The organism is Marinimicrobium agarilyticum DSM 16975 (assembly GCF_000423345.1).
Taxonomy (GTDB): Bacteria; Pseudomonadota; Gammaproteobacteria; order Pseudomonadales; family Cellvibrionaceae; genus Marinimicrobium; species Marinimicrobium agarilyticum.
In genome coordinates this window covers 512,461-528,462 of sequence record NZ_AUHU01000003.1, presented here as the reverse complement: position 1 = coordinate 528,462, position 16,002 = coordinate 512,461, and the positions used below count along the sequence as shown (strand labels likewise).

Annotated in this window: 13 protein-coding genes; all 13 read left to right on the top strand. The window is 59.3% G+C overall.

Features of this window, described 5'->3' with window-relative positions:
• Positions 1-139: 139 nt before the first annotated feature.
• The 13 genes from tssA (at position 140) to G547_RS0102210 (ending at position 15,885) form a co-directional block, all read left to right on the top strand.
• Positions 140-1,249, top strand: a complete 1,110-nt coding sequence (tssA, locus tag G547_RS0102270) for a type VI secretion system protein TssA (RefSeq protein WP_027328449.1) — start codon at positions 140-142, stop codon at positions 1,247-1,249.
• A gap of 57 nt (positions 1,250-1,306) precedes the next feature.
• A complete protein-coding gene (gene tssB, locus G547_RS0102265) occupies positions 1,307-1,837 on the top strand; it encodes a type VI secretion system contractile sheath small subunit (protein ID WP_027328448.1) in 531 nt (176 codons plus the stop codon).
• Complete coding sequence (gene tssC / locus G547_RS0102260; RefSeq protein ID WP_027328447.1) at positions 1,827-3,317, top strand: type VI secretion system contractile sheath large subunit; 1,491 nt, start codon at positions 1,827-1,829, stop codon at positions 3,315-3,317. Before tssB ends, tssC (G547_RS0102260) begins: the two co-directional genes overlap by 11 nt.
• A gap of 67 nt (positions 3,318-3,384) precedes the next feature.
• Positions 3,385-4,893: a type VI secretion system contractile sheath large subunit gene (gene tssC / locus G547_RS0102255; protein WP_036186440.1), complete on the top strand. Its 1,509-nt coding sequence runs from the start codon at positions 3,385-3,387 to the stop codon at positions 4,891-4,893.
• A 25-nt stretch (positions 4,894-4,918) separates the two neighbouring features.
• Positions 4,919-5,416: a type VI secretion system baseplate subunit TssE gene (gene tssE / locus G547_RS0102250; RefSeq protein WP_027328445.1), complete on the top strand. Its 498-nt coding sequence runs from the start codon at positions 4,919-4,921 to the stop codon at positions 5,414-5,416.
• Positions 5,409-7,235, top strand: coding sequence for a type VI secretion system baseplate subunit TssF (gene tssF, locus G547_RS0102245; protein ID WP_027328444.1), 1,827 nt, complete (start codon positions 5,409-5,411; stop codon positions 7,233-7,235). Before tssE ends, tssF begins: the two co-directional genes overlap by 8 nt.
• Positions 7,226-8,356, top strand: coding sequence for a type VI secretion system baseplate subunit TssG (gene tssG / locus G547_RS19735; protein WP_051234627.1), 1,131 nt, complete (start codon positions 7,226-7,228; stop codon positions 8,354-8,356). Before tssF ends, tssG begins: the two co-directional genes overlap by 10 nt.
• A 14-nt stretch (positions 8,357-8,370) precedes the next feature.
• Positions 8,371-11,049, top strand: coding sequence for a type VI secretion system ATPase TssH (gene tssH / locus G547_RS0102235; protein ID WP_027328443.1), 2,679 nt, complete (start codon positions 8,371-8,373; stop codon positions 11,047-11,049).
• 10 nt (positions 11,050-11,059) lie between these two features.
• Positions 11,060-11,917 carry a tetratricopeptide repeat protein gene (locus G547_RS0102230; RefSeq protein WP_027328442.1) on the top strand — a complete coding sequence of 286 codons (858 nt, stop codon included), beginning with the start codon at positions 11,060-11,062 and terminating at the stop codon, positions 11,915-11,917.
• The gene (locus G547_RS0102225) at positions 11,904-14,732 is read left to right on the top strand and encodes a tetratricopeptide repeat protein (protein WP_027328441.1); all 2,829 of its coding nucleotides are present in this window, start codon (positions 11,904-11,906) and stop codon (positions 14,730-14,732) included. The genes G547_RS0102230 and G547_RS0102225 overlap by 14 nt, the downstream gene beginning before the upstream one ends.
• Entirely contained in the window at positions 14,729-15,340 is a 612-nt protein-coding gene (locus G547_RS22440) for a tetratricopeptide repeat protein (RefSeq protein WP_051234625.1), read from the top strand. The genes G547_RS0102225 and G547_RS22440 overlap by 4 nt, the downstream gene beginning before the upstream one ends.
• Complete coding sequence (locus G547_RS19725) at positions 15,341-15,616, top strand: hypothetical protein (protein ID WP_051234623.1); 276 nt, start codon at positions 15,341-15,343, stop codon at positions 15,614-15,616. It abuts the gene before it with no gap.
• A complete protein-coding gene (locus G547_RS0102210) occupies positions 15,613-15,885 on the top strand; it encodes an acylphosphatase (protein ID WP_027328440.1) in 273 nt (90 codons plus the stop codon). Before G547_RS19725 ends, G547_RS0102210 begins: the two co-directional genes overlap by 4 nt.
• The last annotated feature ends 117 nt before the right edge of the window (positions 15,886-16,002 follow it).

Below are 16,002 nucleotides of genomic sequence, written 5' to 3'. Positions count from 1 at the left end.
AGGGACCTTTATGTTTATAAATGCGACGGACGACACCTGCTCCACCTCAGAAAACCAAGAAACCACCTTCATGGTCACCTTTACTCCAAGGTTGGACGCGACAGGAATTTGCGAGACAGAAAAGGGAAGATAAAAGGCAATGGCTTCACCAAACGCAATCGATCTGGACGCTCTACTGGCTCCCATCTCGGACGAGACGCCTGCTGGCGATGATGCTCGCGCCGATGCCTCGCCGCAATCTCTATATCAGACCGTCAAACGCGAGCGCTCCAGCGCCCGAGCCGCCGAGCGCAAGAGTGTTCACGACGGCGACTCCAACGAAGCTGACGAGCACTGGCGGGAAGTTCTGACCCTGGCCCCCCAGCTACTAAAAGAACAAAGCAAAGATCTCGAAGTGGCCAGTTGGTACACCGAAGCGCTGGTACGAAAGTACGGCTTTCAGGGCCTGCGCGATGCATTTGCCTTGATTCACGGTCTGGTGGAGCAGTACTGGGACGACCTGTACCCCATGCCCGATGAAGACGGCCTGGAAACCCGGGTCGCGCCACTGTCCGGCCTCAATGGCGAGGGTGCGGAAGGCGTTTTGATTGCTCCCATCCGCAAAGTACCCATCACCGAAGGCCAGCCTCCGGCGCCTTTCAGTTTCTGGCAGTACCAACAGGCACTCGATATTCAAAAGCTCGCCGATGAAGACGCGCGCCAGGCCAAGGAAGACAAGCTGGGCTATGGCATCACCGATATCGAAAAGGCCGTCCTGGAATCTTCCGATACATTTTTCACCGACCAGTTGGGTGATCTGGACCAGGCGCTGGAACACTTTCGCGCCTGCCACCAACTGCTGGATCAGCACTGCGGCATCGACACTGCCCCGCCAGCACGTAACATCCTTGATGTGCTCGAAGAGTGTCGGGGCGCCATCAACCACTTGGGGCGAGACAAGTTTGCCGCGGCCAACGAGAGCGCGGAAACCGAAGAGGATACTGACCAAGACGAGGCGACCAGCGCCTCAGAACCCGCAAAAGCGACGCGCAAAGGTGCCATGACGCGGGAAGACGCCTTCCGCCAACTGCGGGAAATCTCCGAATTTTTCCGCCGAACCGAACCGCATTCACCGGTTTCTTACGTCCTTCAGAAGGCCGTCAAATGGGGCAATATGCGCCTGGACGAGCTGATTCAGGAACTGATTCCGGATTCGTCTTCTCGCACGCATTACAGCGAGCTTACGGGAGTGGAAATCGAAGAAGATTAACGCGCCCTGATTGCAGGAACCGAAACGATCCAAACCACTGACAGAGGATTAGGGATTATGTCCGATAGCATCCACGATAAACTCAAGCGCGTGCGCAAGCCGCGTGTTCATATTACCTACGACGTTGAAACCAACGGCGCCATCAGCGAAAAAGAGCTGCCCTTTGTCATGGGCGTGATGGGCGACTACTCGGGCGATAACACCGAAGGGAAGAAATCGCTCAAGGAACGCAAGTTTTCCCAGATCGATCGGGACAATTTCAACGACCTGATGGGAAAGATCAACCCCAAGCTTGGCTTCCAGGTGGAAAACAAACTGGAAGCCGACGGCAGCGAAATGAAGGTCGACCTGGACTTCAACCGCATGGAAGATTTCGAGCCTCACCGCGTGGTACAGCAGGTTGAACCCCTGCGCAAGCTGATGGAAACCCGCAACAAGTTGCGCGACCTGCTGACCAAGGCCGACCGTTCGGAAGATCTGGAAACCCTGTTGGAAAACGTTCTGAGTGATACCGAAGCCTTGTCGGCCCTGTCCGGCGAGCTGGGTGTTGGCGAGGAGAAAAAGGAGGAAGCGAAAGATGGCGAATAATGAAGAGCAAGTCGTAGATCAGGCGGAAGCTGAGGTCGAAGAGGTCAGTTTTCTCGAACAGGCCATCACCGCGACCCGTCAGACCCCGGCCGACGAGACCCAGGACCTGTTGAAAACCCTGGCACAGGAAGCCATGGCCGGCACCGTCAAGTGGGACAAGAACCTCACTGTGACCATCAACAAAGCCATCGCCGCCGTGGACCAATTGATGTCCGAGCAACTGTCGGAGATTCTGCATCACGAGAAGTTTCAGAAGCTCGAGGGCTCCTGGCGCGGGCTGAACCACCTGGTGATGAACTCCGAAACCGGCTCGCAGCTGAAGATCCGCATGCTCAACCTGAGCAAAAAAGAACTGACCAAGGACCTGGAAAAGGCGGTTGAGTTCGACCAGAGCCAGATCTTCAAGAAAATCTACGAAAGCGAGTTCGGCACTGCAGGCGGCCAGCCATACAGCGCCCTGATCGGCGACTACGAGTTCTCCTCCCATCCGGATGACATCTCTCTGCTGAGCCAGATGTCCAACGTGGCAGCTGCCGGTTTCTGCCCATTCCTCTCGGCAGCCTCTCCGAAGATGTTCGGCTTTGAAGACTATACCGAACTGTCCAAGCCGCGGGATCTGGAGAAAATTTTCGACTCGGCCGAGTACATCCAGTGGCGCAGCTTCCGCGAAAGCGACGACGCCCGGTTTGTCACGCTCACCATGCCGCGCGTATTGGCCCGCCTGCCCTACGGCAGCGCCACCAAGCCGGTGGAAGCGTTCAACTTTGAAGAAGTCACTGTGGGTGAAGATGGTAAACACCTGGCCACCGACCATGATGACTACTGCTGGATGAACGCCGCCTACGCCCTGGGCACGACCTTGACCAGTGCCTTTGCCGAATACGGCTGGTGCACCAGCATCCGCGGCGCCGAAGGCGGTGGTCGGGTGGATCACCTGCCAAGCCACACCTTTGTCAGCGACGATGGTGACGTCGACCAGAAATGCCCGACCGAAATCGGCATTACCGATCGGCGCGAAGCGGAACTGAGTAAACTTGGCTTTCTGCCGCTGTGTCACTACAAGAACACTGATTACGCCGTGTTCTTCGGTGCCCAGACCACTCAGAAGCCGCCCAAGTTCGACGACCCTGGCGCCACGGCCAACGCCGCCATTTCCGCTCGTCTGCCCTACATCATGGCGACCTCGCGCATTGCCCATTTCCTGAAAGTCATGGCCCGCGACAAGGTCGGCTCTTTCATGGAGGCGAGCGAGGCCGAAGAGTGGTTGAACCGTTGGATCGGCAACTACGTGAACGGCAGCCCCGGTGCCAGCGCCGAAATGAAAGCCCGCTTTCCGCTGGCGGAAGCCCACGTGGAAGTCAAAGAAGTACCCGGGCAACCCGGTGTCTTCAACGCCGTCGCCTGGATGCGGCCCTGGCTGCAAATGGAAGAGCTCACCGCCTCCCTGCGCCTGGTTGCCAATATCCCCAAAGCGGGCTAAGTGCACCGATAAAGTGGCGGCCGTCTGGCCGCCACTGCTTTCAATTGACTGGACTCTGATCTAAGCAATGTCGACGAACCTTGCCGAAGCCTCCCCGCGCTCCTCCGGCGCGACCGTCAGCCTGGAGACCGTGTGCGAGCAACGCGCGCACCTGACCGGGCTCGATGATTTTTTGGCGGAAACGGACGCCCGACGTGCGCTGGCGTACTTTCTGTCAGACATGGCGCCGGCAGGACCCGTCGATAGCGCTCTCGACATCAAGATCTCGATCAATCGCACCGTGGCCCGTATTGATCGGCTGATCAGCCAACAGATCAATGCGATTCTGCACCACCCGCGCTTTCAAGCCCTTGAAGCCTCCTGGCGCGGCCTCTGGTATCTGGTGCTGCAAGCCGAAGGGGCGCGGAACATCAAGATAAAAGTGCTCGACATACACTGGGCTGAAGTGAGTCGGGATATCGACAAAGCGCTCGATTTTGATCAGAGCCAACTGTTCCAGAAGGTCTACAACGACGAATATGGTCACCCCGGGGGTGAACCGTTTGGTGTACTGATTGGCGATTTTCAAATCAGCCACCGACCGAGTTCAGGCCACCCCTACGACGACATCACTACGCTTGAGGGCCTTTCTCAAGTGGCGTCGGCGGCGTTCGCACCCTTTGTGGCGGGAGCCTCTCCGGAGCTGTTTGGCGTGGACGATTTTTCCGCATTGGGCAAACCGATCAACCTGGACGCCGTCTTCTCCCAGGAAGAGTACATCCGGTGGCGCTCTCTTCGGGAAAAGTCCGACTCGCGCTTTGTCGGGCTGACCCTGCCGCGAACTCTGATGCGTCGGCCGTATCGCGCCGAAGCCGGCAGCTTCAAGGGCGTTCCCTTCCGGGAAGAAAAAGGCCGCCGACATGGCGACGGGTACCTCTGGGGCAATGCCGCCTACGCTTTCGGAGGCGTGCTCATCCGCGAGTTCGCAAACGTCGGTTGGTTCGGTCATATTCGGGGGGTCCCGAGAGATCAGGTGGGCGGCGGCCTGGTCACCACGCTGCCGGTGGATTATTTTGAAGGGGATGCGCGCAATCAGATCCCCAAACCGCTGACGGATGTGGTCATTACCGACCGGCGAGAGCGGGAGCTGGCCGAGCTGGGCTTCATTTCCTTATGTCAGTGCTACCAGACGCCATTCTCGGCGTTCTACAGTAACGCCTCCATCCAGAAGCCCAAACGCTCCGCCGACCAGACCGTCAACGCCAAGCTCTCGGCCATGCTCCAGCATGTGCTCTGCGGTTCTCGAGTGGCGCACTACATCAAGGTCATGATCCGGGACAAAATCGGCGCATTCATCAGCGCTGACGAATGCGAACGTTTTCTGCGTCAATGGCTATTCCGCTACACTACCGGGCGGGAAGACCTGGAATGGGAAGAGCAGGCCCGCTACCCGCTCAGAGAAGCGGCGGTGACGGTCAACGAGCACCCCGAACGTCCGGGGCAATACGCCTGCATCATTCATCTTGTGCCGCATTACCAGGTAGACCAGATGGTGTCGGAGCTGGAGCTGGTCACCGAGTTGGTACAGGCCCATTGATTCAGGGGAAAGGAGTCATCACACAATGAGCTACGTGGAAAAAACCAAGCAGCTTCGGCCGTCCATTCTCGATCGTCTGATCGATCGCGAGCCGGAAGCCACGCGCGAGCCGCCACCGGGGCGCCACCAGTATCTGACAGAACTGCGCCAGAGCGTGCGGCGTGACCTGGAGAGCTTACTCAACAGTCGCTACTGCATGGTCTCACCACCCGAGGAGCTGACCGAGCTGGAGCACTCCCTACTCAACTACGGCCTTCCGGACCTGGCCACAGTCAATATTTCCAATCCGGAAAAAAAGCAGGCGTTTGTACGGGAGCTCGAGCGTATCCTTCGGGATTACGAACCCCGCTTTAAAAGCGTCAAGATCACCCACCTGGAAAACCGCGAACGAACCGACCGCACTCTGCGTTTTCGCATCGATGCCGTCCTCTGGGCCGACCCGGCGCCGCAGAGTGTGGTGTTCGACTCTATCCTTGAGCCAGTCTCGCGCAGCGTAAATGTAAAGGAGTCGCTCCATGGCTGATGAACTGCTGCCTTACTACGAGCGCGAGCTGGCTTTCATTCGGCAAATGGGCGCGGAGTTTTCAAAAGAAAACCCCAAGATTGCCAGCCGACTGGGAATCTCCTCCGAAACCATTGAAGACCCGCACGTATCCCGGTTGGTGGAGAGTTTCGCGTATCTGAATGCACGCATTCAACACCGGTTGGATGACGATTTCCCGGAATTCAGCGACGCCCTGCTGACGACGCTGTTTCCGCATTACCAGCGTCCGATTCCCTCCATGACGATTGTCCAGTTCGAGCCGGACCCGGAACAGCTGGAGGCCACCTTTACGGTCCCCAAAGGTACCGCACTCGACACCCGTCCGTTCAAGGGCGAAAAGTGTCGGTTCACGACCTGCTACGACACCGACATGGTGCCGGCGCGCCTGACCGATGCCCAACTGATGGGTCGCCCGTTTGCCACACCGGGTTCGGACCGTCTGCGCGGCGCGGCGAGCGTCCTCAAGCTGCGCCTGGAACCCTTCTTTGAGAGCGGTAACCTGGCCGAAGGTCTTCCGGAAAAACTGCGCTTTTACCTGAAAGGTCAGTCACAGCATATCCATCCGTTGTACGAGCTCTTGGTGAACCAATGTGAAAACGTGGTGATCAGCGATGGCGGCACTCGCCCGGTTTTTCTCGGCGCAGATGCCATTCAGCCGGTCGGTTTTGAAACGGATGAAGGGCTGCTGCCCTACCCCGACAACGCCTTTATCGGGTTCCGCCTGCTCACGGAGTACTTCGCTTTTCCGGAAAAGTTTCTGTTTATCGATATCAACGGCATCGACGTGAACCGGCTCTGTCCCGAGCTACCCGAACTGGAGCTCTACATCTACCTGCGCGAGGCCGATGTCGAGCTCGAACATCACGTGCGAGCCCAGAATTTTGTCATGGGCGCGACGCCGGCCGTCAACCTGTTTGCGCACCAGACCGACCCGATCGAGCTGGACCACCGGCAGTATGAGTACCAGATTCTACCGGACGTTCGCCGTCCCACCGGTTTTGAGATCTACTCGGTCGACCAGGTCATCGCGGCGGATGCCTATGGCAAGAGCGCCGAATACCGCCCTTTTTATGGACTCAATCATGATCGGGATTATCATCAGGACCAGACGTTCTGGTTTGCCCAGCGACGCCACGCCAAGCTGAAGCCGAGCCAACGGGACGACGGTACCGATGTCTACCTGAGCCTGGTGGATCTGGACTTCGCTCCCAGCGTCGCCCGGGAGAAAACCCTGATGATACAGACCACCTGTAGCAACCGGGACCAGCCAGCGCGCCTGCCGTTCAACAGCAAGGAGCCGCAACTGCAGTGCGCCGACGGCAGCCCGCCGACCAGATCCATCCGCTGCCTGACGCAACCGACAGAGACCATTCGTCCACCATTGGGCAACAGCGCCCGCTGGCGACTGCTGTCTCACCTGCAGCTCAACCAACGTTCACTGAGTGGGCCCGATGCCAGGGAAGCGCTGCAGGAAATGTTACGTCTGTACGATTTCAAACAGACCTCGGCGCACCGATCTCTGGTGGAAGCGATTGTCGACCTTCAGGTTCGGCCAGTGAACGCGCCCCTGCACATCGCCGGGCGACCAACGTTATGTCGTGGCATGGAAGTGACGCTGACAGTTGACGATCGCCTGCTCTCGGGAATCAGTCTGTGTCTCTTCACCCGGGTGATTGAACACTTTTTTGCGCTCTACTGCTCCATAAACTCATTCAGCCAAGTGCGCATCCGACGCAAGGGACACGACGGTTTCTACAAAGAGTGCCCCATTCGCGCGGGAGGCCGGCAATGTCTGTAATCGATCAGTTACAAGCCGCGCCGGAGGAATTTTCCTTTCTGCAGATTCTGCGTCTGCTGGAAACGCATCATTCAGAAGGCAAGGAGAGCGCCAGCCCCCACAGACCGGCCACGGTCGCACCGGGCGTCGACTTTCGGCCACCGGGCCAGGAAGCTGTGCGCCTTAAAAGCCAGCACAGTCTGAGCTTCCCCACGGCCGAAGTCTCTGAGCTACAGCGCCACAATGAGCAGTGGACCCTGCAGTGCAACACCTTCGGCCTGGACGGCGCCATCGGGCCACTGCCCTTTCACTACACGGAACTGTTGCTCGAACGACAGAAAGCCAAAGACCCCGCGCTTACGCGCTTTCTGGATATGTTCAACCACCGTAGCGCCAGTCTTTACTGGCGCGCCGCCAGTAAATACAAACTCCCGCTGGAGTATGAGCGGGCACGGCGCCATCGCGGTCACGGAAAAACCATTGATCGCCACACAGAAGTTCTGCTGTCCATGTTGGGGCTATCCCCCAGGCTACTGAGAGACTCGGCCCAGCTACCTGGGGAAGCACTGATTTATTACGGGGGCCTGCTCAGCCAACAAGTCAAAACCGCCGGCAACCTGGAGCAGATGGTTCGCGGGTATTTTCGCGTCCCCGCCAAGGTCAGCGAATTCTCCGGCACCTGGTGCGACGTACTCCCGAGCATGCGCTGTCGCCTGCCGACGCTCACCGAGCCCAAGGGACAGAACAATTGCCTGGGGCGCAGCACTTTGCTGGGCCAGAAATCCTGGCTGGCACAGAACAAAGTGGACCTGACAATCGGGCCACTGGACGAAACGCAGTACCAGCGGTTCGCGCCGGGTAGCCAGGCACTGAATGCACTCAACGAACTGAGTTCACTCTATTTGGGTGTGGACAATCAATTTGATATCACTCTCGATGTCAAAACCACCGCCTTGCCCAAAGACATGGCCCTGGGCGGCGCCATGCCCTCGCGGCTCGGTTGGGACAGCCGGCTGCCGCAAAGCATTTACCGGGCGCCCTCACCCGAGGACACGCTCAAAATTCCCGTTTCCGGACAACATGCCGGAAGCGACTCATATCCGAACTCAACCGCGAATGGAACCGACCGCGACGCGGCCTAACCAAGGAGCCTCCGATGATTACCCTGGACTTGAAATCACTGGTCAACAAACTGAACAACACCACCCGCAACGCACTGGAAGGCGCCGCTGGACTCTGCCTTTCCCGGGGCCACTACAACGTGGAAATCGAACACTGGTGGGTGAAACTGCTTGAGGTGAACGATACCGACGCCCAAGCGATTCTGGAGAAGTTCGAACTCTCCCCTGACACGTTGATCACCCACTTCAACCGGGAATTGGACCGTCTGAAGAACGGCAGCACCCGTCCGCCGGCCCTGGCGCAAAGTGTCGTGGATCTGGCCAAACATGCCTGGGTATTGGCCTCTGTGGAATATGGTCATCCGCAAGTCACCAGCGCCCATTTATTGGCGGCGCTACTGATGGACGATACCCTGCGTCGCTCCGCCGTGGCCAGTTGCCGCGAACTGGAGACGGTACCACCGGAATCCGTTCGGGAACTGGTTAAAGCCATTGTGGGCACGACCCCGGAATCCGAACTGCAGAGCGCCGCCACCGACTCGGGTGAGCCATCGCAATCGCAAGCCCAGGCAAGCAATACCCCCTGCCTGGACAAGTACACGGTCAACCTGACCCAGGCGGCCAAAGACGGAAAGATCGACCCGGTCTGGGGGCGGGACCAGGAGGTCCGACAGATCGTCGACATTCTGATTCGCCGTCGTCAGAACAACCCGATTCTGACCGGGGAAGCCGGCGTGGGTAAAACCGCCGTGGTGGAAGGCTTTGCCTTGCGCATTGCCAAGGGCGATGTCCCCGAGCCCCTGAGGAACGTAGCGTTGCGCAGCCTGGACCTGGGCCTGCTTCAGGCGGGCGCGAGCGTCAAAGGCGAATTTGAAAACCGTCTCAAATCCGTCATTGCCGAAGTCAAGGCCTCGCCACAACCCATCATTCTCTTTATCGACGAAGCCCACACCATGATTGGCGCCGGCGGCAAAGAAGGCCAGGGTGACGCCGCCAACCTGCTCAAGCCGGCACTGGCCCGAGGGGAACTACGTACCATCGCCGCCACCACCTGGGCCGAATACAAAAAGTACTTTGAGCGTGACCCGGCACTGACCCGTCGCTTCCAGGTGGTGAAAGTGGAGGAGCCCGACGAGACCAAAGCCATCGATATGATGCGCGCCATCGGCGGCATGCTCCAAGCGCATCACGGTGTTCGTATTATGGATGAGGCCATTGTCGAATCCGTGCGCCTGTCCAGTCGTTATATGCCCGGGCGCCAACTCCCCGACAAATCCGTCAGCCTGCTGGACACCGCCTGCGCCCGCGTGGCGTTAAGCCAAAGCGCCACGCCCGCCCCGATCGAAGATACCCGGCGCGAACTGGAACAGATCGCGGCCACCCTGCGCAACCTGACGCGCGAAAACGCCGCGCTCGGTAATTGCCAGGAGCGCATTGACCAGTTGCAAGAACGACAGACCGCATTGGAGAGCCTCCTCGATACCCAGCAGCAGCAATGGCAGACGGAACAGGAACTGGTTCAGTCTATCAACCGTCTCCAGAAAGACATTGAGACGGCCCACGAGCAATCCCTCGAAGGCGTATCAGAAGAAGTGCCAGGCACACCCTTTGAGCAATCTCCCGAACAGTCCCGAGAGGAACTGCAGGGCCTGCTGAGCCAATTGGCCGAGTGCCAGGGCGACACCCCCATGATCAAAGTCCATGTGGACGGCCAGGCCATCGCCGAGGTGGTGTCCAACTGGACCGGCATCCCCCTGGGCAAGATGCTGGCGGATGAGATCCAGTCCGTGCTCAAGTTACGTGACACTCTGAGCGACCGGGTTATCGGGCAGAACCACGCGCTGGAGGCGATTGCACAGAGCATCCGCACTGCCCGCGCCGGGCTTACCGATCCGCGCAAACCCATCGGCGTGTTTTTTATGGTCGGCCCGAGCGGTGTCGGTAAAACCGAAACCGCCCTGGCGCTATCCGATACCCTGTACGGAGGCGAGCACAACCTCACCGTGATCAACATGTCCGAGTTCAAGGAGGAGCACAAAGTCTCCATGCTGCTCGGCTCCCCTCCCGGCTATGTGGGCTACGGTGAAGGCGGTGTCTTGACCGAAGCGGTTCGGCGCAAACCTTACAGCGTGATCCTGTTGGATGAAATGGAAAAAGCCCACCCCGGCGTTCAGGATGTGTTCTACAACCTGTTTGACAAAGGCACCATCAAGGATGGGGAAGGCCGGGATATCGACTTCCGCAACACCGTGATCATCATGACTTCGAACGCGGGGGAAGAGCACATCCGGGCCCTGTGTCAGTCCCAGGAAGCGCCCATCGAGCCGGACGTACTGCTGGATAACTTCCGCCCCCAGTTACTGAATCATTTCAAACCCGCATTTTTGGGGCGCACCACCATCGTGCCCTATTACCCGCTCGGCGATGAAGACCTGATGCGCATCTGCGCCATTAACATGGAAAAGATCCGCCGCCGCGTGCACGACCACTACAACGCCGCGTTCAGCTATGACGAGGATGTACTCCTACACATTGTCGCCCGCAGCCAGGAAGTGGACACCGGCGCGCGCAACATCGAAAACATTCTGACCCGCACGCTGTTGCCGCAGCTGGCCTCCGAATGTCTGGCGCGAATGGTGTCCGACGAGCCCCTGACCCGGGTGCACGTGGGCATCGATGAGGAAGGCCAGTTCCAGTGTCAGCTGGAAGGCTGACACAGCCACGATGAAACGGTGGAGCAAACAACAATACGGGGCCTTGACGCTCGCGTTGTTGATCGGATGGAGTACGCACTCGCCGGGCGCCCCCCGGGACGCCCTGAGCGAGCGCGTGGCCGACATCCGTGCGGCGGTCGAGGCGGGCGACTGGGCAAGCGTGCAGAAGACCTTGCCCACCCTCTCTCAGCACTATGCGTTGAGCGAAACACAGCGCCTGTACTTGCGCCTGGTTCAGGGCCTGAACTGGCAGCGTCAGGGCCAACACCGGCGTGCCATTGAGGTGTACGAGGCCTTCCAACCAGGCGAGCCCTACTACGCCGAGGCGCGCACCAACCTCGCCATCGCCTACCTCAAACAGGACTGGTGGAGCGACGCTCAACGCGAGCTGATGCAACTGTTGACGGAAGACATTGACGCGGAATCCAAAAACCGATTGCGGATGATGCTGGGGCTGTCGCAATTACAGCAGGGCTTTTACCGGGATGCCCGGGAAACCTTTGGCACTCTGGACCAGGACAGCCGCTACGCGGCCTTCGCCTGGCGAGGCATTGGCCTGAGTGCTCTGCATCTGCAGGACTACACCGGCGCACTGAATGCGTTTCTCCAACTCAAGGCCCTGAACCACCCAGCCTTGCCGGACGGGCCGTTTCTCGTGGCGTTTACCTACGATCAGATGAACCGCCTGACCTTGGCGCAGGCCAGCTACCAGGAAGCGCTGCTGCACTATCAGGCAAAGCTGCAAACCATTGACCGACAACTGGAGGACAATCCCTCGAACCAGGCTCTGAAGGAGCGGCGTGAACAGATTCACACCTACCTGAGCCAAAGTCAGTACGGGCTTGCCACAATTTATGATCGGCAATAAATTCTCATTATCCATCGCGGCCATCGTTCTGCTCACGACCGGCTGCAGCCAACAAGCGCCCAAGCGCGCCACCCTGGCGGAGCTGGATCAGGCCTCGCGCGTCTCGGCGACAACGTCCAACAATGCCCTGAGCGGTAGCGTCGACAGCAACGACGCCAAAGCGGCTTACTATCAGTTCCTTCAGTCGGCGCCCGACAGTGATCGCGCGCGCAATCAGGCGTTGGCCCGCCTGGCCGATCTGGAGCTCAAGGAGAGCCATCGCTGGAGCGACCAGGACAACTATCAGGAAGACCGCCGCTACCGCGACACACTGGAGCGCACCATTGAACTGCTCAAGACCGCATTGACCGAATTTCCCGAAGCCGAAGGCAACGACCGAAAGTGGTATCAGCTCGCCAAGAGCCACGACCAGCTCGGCCACCATGAAGCCTCATTGAACGCTCTGCAACAGTTGGTGAACCAGCACCCCGACTCTCCCTTATACCCCGAAGCCCAATTCCGCCTGGCGGAGTCGGCTTTCAGTCGGGGCGATTATCTGGCCGCGGAAATCGCCTATACCGCCGCGCTGCACAGCAGCCGGGACACCGGCTTTCACGAACGTGCGCTGTTCAAACGCGGTTGGTCGCGGTACAAACAGTCTTTGATTGAACCGGCACTGGAAGATTTTATCGCCGTCATTCACGCCCAGGAATTTCCCAGCGCCGCAACGCTGAGTGAAACGCCGCTGGGTGACGAAGACCGGGTCATCTACGACGAATACTATCGTTCCCTGGCGCTCGCCATGGTGGAAGCACCTTCGCCCAATATGGTCACCAGCCTGTTCCGAAAACACGGTATCGAGGACTGGTATGCGCCCTACCGGGCCGCCAGCAAACTGCTGCACGCCCAGGGTCGAACCTCCGATGCGGTCGCCCAGTGGCAACACCTGCTGGAAACGCAGCCCGACCCATGGGTAGCGCTGCAGGCGCGCTCTGAAATGGTGGAGCTGTGGCGTGAAGGTGGCTTTCAGCAGCAGGCCATCGCCGCCACCGAACAGTTGTACCAGAGCTATCAGCAGCGAGCGGGCACCGAACCCCGCTCGGCCGCCGCCGAGCAAAGTCGCACACAGTTACGTCAGCACTGGAAAGACGCCGCCCGCTACCATCACGCCCGATATCAGGACAGCGGCAAGTCCAGCCACTTCGACCAGGCAAAGCAGTGGTACGAGCGCTACCTCGAACACTTCGACGGCTATGCCCAGCAAGACGGCATTGCTCTGGCCTATGGGGATCTGCTGGCGGAAGCCGAGCATACTGAGGCCGCCTTCCATCAGTGCCGGCGCGCGGCCTTTGACGGCACTGTCATTCTCGACCCCGAAGCCGCCTATGCGGCCCTTGCGCTCTTGAACACCCTCACCGATCAGGCACCGGAACGTTGGACCGATGACTATGGCCGATACGCCGAGGCCTTTGCCCGGCTCTACCCGAATGACGAGCGCACCCCCGCCATCGCATTGAACGCGGCGCAGTACGCCTACCAGGCCGAACACTACGACACCGCCATTTCGCTCGCGCACTACGCCCTGAATGACGCCAAAACGCAGTCCGAGGCCTATCCACTGATACTGCAGAGCCAGTTGAACGCGTCGGAATATGCCAACGCCGAACAAACCGCCAGTCGCTTACTGGCACTGACCGCTCTGCCCGACTCACTGCGTCAGCGAGCCCATCAACAGCGGGCGCTCAGCGTGTACCGACAAGCCGAAAGCGCGGAACAAGCGAAAGAGTGGAAGGAGGCCATCCGCCACTACCAGCGCATTCACGAGATGGACCCGAACACCGACAACGCCCCCAAGGGGTTGTACAACGCGCTGTCTCTGGCCGCCGAGCAAGCGCAATGGGAGTTGACCATCGGTTTGATTCAACGCTTCCAATCCGTTTATCCCGACCACCCCTTGCGCGCGGACGCCGAACGCCAGCTGAGTAACGCTTACCTGGCCAGTGGCCAGACGGAAGCAGCCGCCCGCCAATACGAAAAGCTCGCGGGCTCGGAGGAAGACGCGACCGCGCAACGGGCGGCCCAATGGAAAGCCGCACAGCTTTATCTGGATGAAAAAAATGTCGAGGGCGCCATCAACGCCTTTCGCCGGTACGCCCACAGCTATCCTACGCCCTATCCCCAGAACGCCGAAGCCATGCATCAATTGGCCCGTCTGTATACCCAGACTGCAGAGCCGGACAAGCGCCAGTTCTGGGAGCGCAAGCTGTTGACCCAAGACCGCCAGCAGCCCGACAACGAGAAAACTGAACGCACCCGTCGCCTTGCGGCGAGCGCCGCACTCAGTCTGGCACGCAGCCACCACGAACAGTACGACAACACGCCTCTGTCACTGCCGTTGGAAAACAGTCTGGCCCGAAAAACCGAACATATGCAGAGTGCGATCGAGCGCTATGCCCAGGCTGCCTCCTATGGATTGAGTGATGTTACCTCCGAAGCCACTCACCGGATCGGCCGTATTTACGAAACCCTGGCGCGGGCACTGCTGGAATCCGACCGGCCACCCCAGCTCAGCGGCGAGACGCTGATTCAATACAACATTCTGCTGGAGGACCGCGCCTTCCCCTTCGAGGACAAGGCCATCGAGTTCTATGAGCGCAACCTCAAACGCGCCCGCGCGGAGGGCTTCAACGAGTGGATGGCGCAAAGCCGTCAGCGCTTGGCGGTGCTCTTTCCGGTCCGCTATGCACGCGAGCCCAAGGCCCGCTTTACCCTGAACCACAGCGAGGGGCAGACCGGCACGCCCCCGCTCGCGCAACAACGCGAGGCACAGCCATGACCATTTACCCGCGACGCCATGGCAAAGTCGTCATGGTCTTACTGGCAATAGCATTACTCAGCGCTTGCAGCCAGACGCCGACCACTGACAACTTATCGGTCAGCGCAAGCGGTACGTCCACGCCACTGACCGAGCCCCAACAGCAGCTTTATGAAAAAGCGCTGCGCCATGGGCAGGCCGGCGACTACTCCGCCGCCGCCGAGCAGATCGAACGATTGGTACAACAACGCCCCGCGCGGGCGGAACTATGGGTACACCTGGCGACGGCCTACTACCACAACGACCATGGGCCACAAGCGGAGAAAGCGCTCGAGAATGCCCTGAAACTCAATCCAGACCTCGCTTCCGCGCACAACCTCGCCGGCACCATGGCCCTGAAACGCGCCGAGATCGAAACCGCTGAACAACACTTCGAAGCCGCTTTACGACAGGATCCTCGCTCAGCCGACGCCCACTACAACCTTGGCCTGCTTTACGACACCTACTATCAGGATCTAAGCTCTGCCATTGAACACTACGAAGCGTACCTTGCCTTGGTGGATAGTGACGAGCGCACCGCCCAGTGGGTACGACAGTTACAGAGCGCGCTTGAGCGCCAGGGAGGTTAGATGCGCACCGCACTCCTGACCCTATTGCTGCTTGTGGGTTTCAACGCCCATGCTCAGCAAGTCCCACGCATCGAGATCGAGATGGACGCCACAACCATCAAGGCCAATAAGGAACTGCCCAAACTGCTCTACATTATTCCCTGGAAGGACACCGAGCTGGCAGAGGCCACGGGAGAGCGTAAAATTCTCATCCCGGAACTGTTCGGGGATTTTTACCAACCGGTGCTCCCTGGAGAACTGACGTCTGAGGTAGAAGCCGAAAGGAGCTTTCGATGACACACGCCAGACATTTTGTGATCAGCGGAGTGGTTCAGGGAGTGAGCTACCGGGCGAACGCCCAACAGAAGGCCCAGGCACTCGGCCTTGCCGGCTGGGTCCGAAACTTACCGGACGGCCGTGTGGAAGCACTCGCGCAGGGCGATATCGACGCTCTGGATGCCTTTGAGGGATGGCTTTGGGAAGGACCGAAACACGCTTCGGTGACCCAAGTAGACATCAAACCCGCCGCCCCTCAGGCGAACACCGATTTTGAAGTACGAGGATAAACTCACGTCGTTGACGCCCATCTCCACCAACAGCCCCTATCCTCGATAGGCTCGGCAAAAACGCACCGCCCAGCCTTTGTCGCTTTTCAGGTTGTTGAATGACGCGAAAACACTATG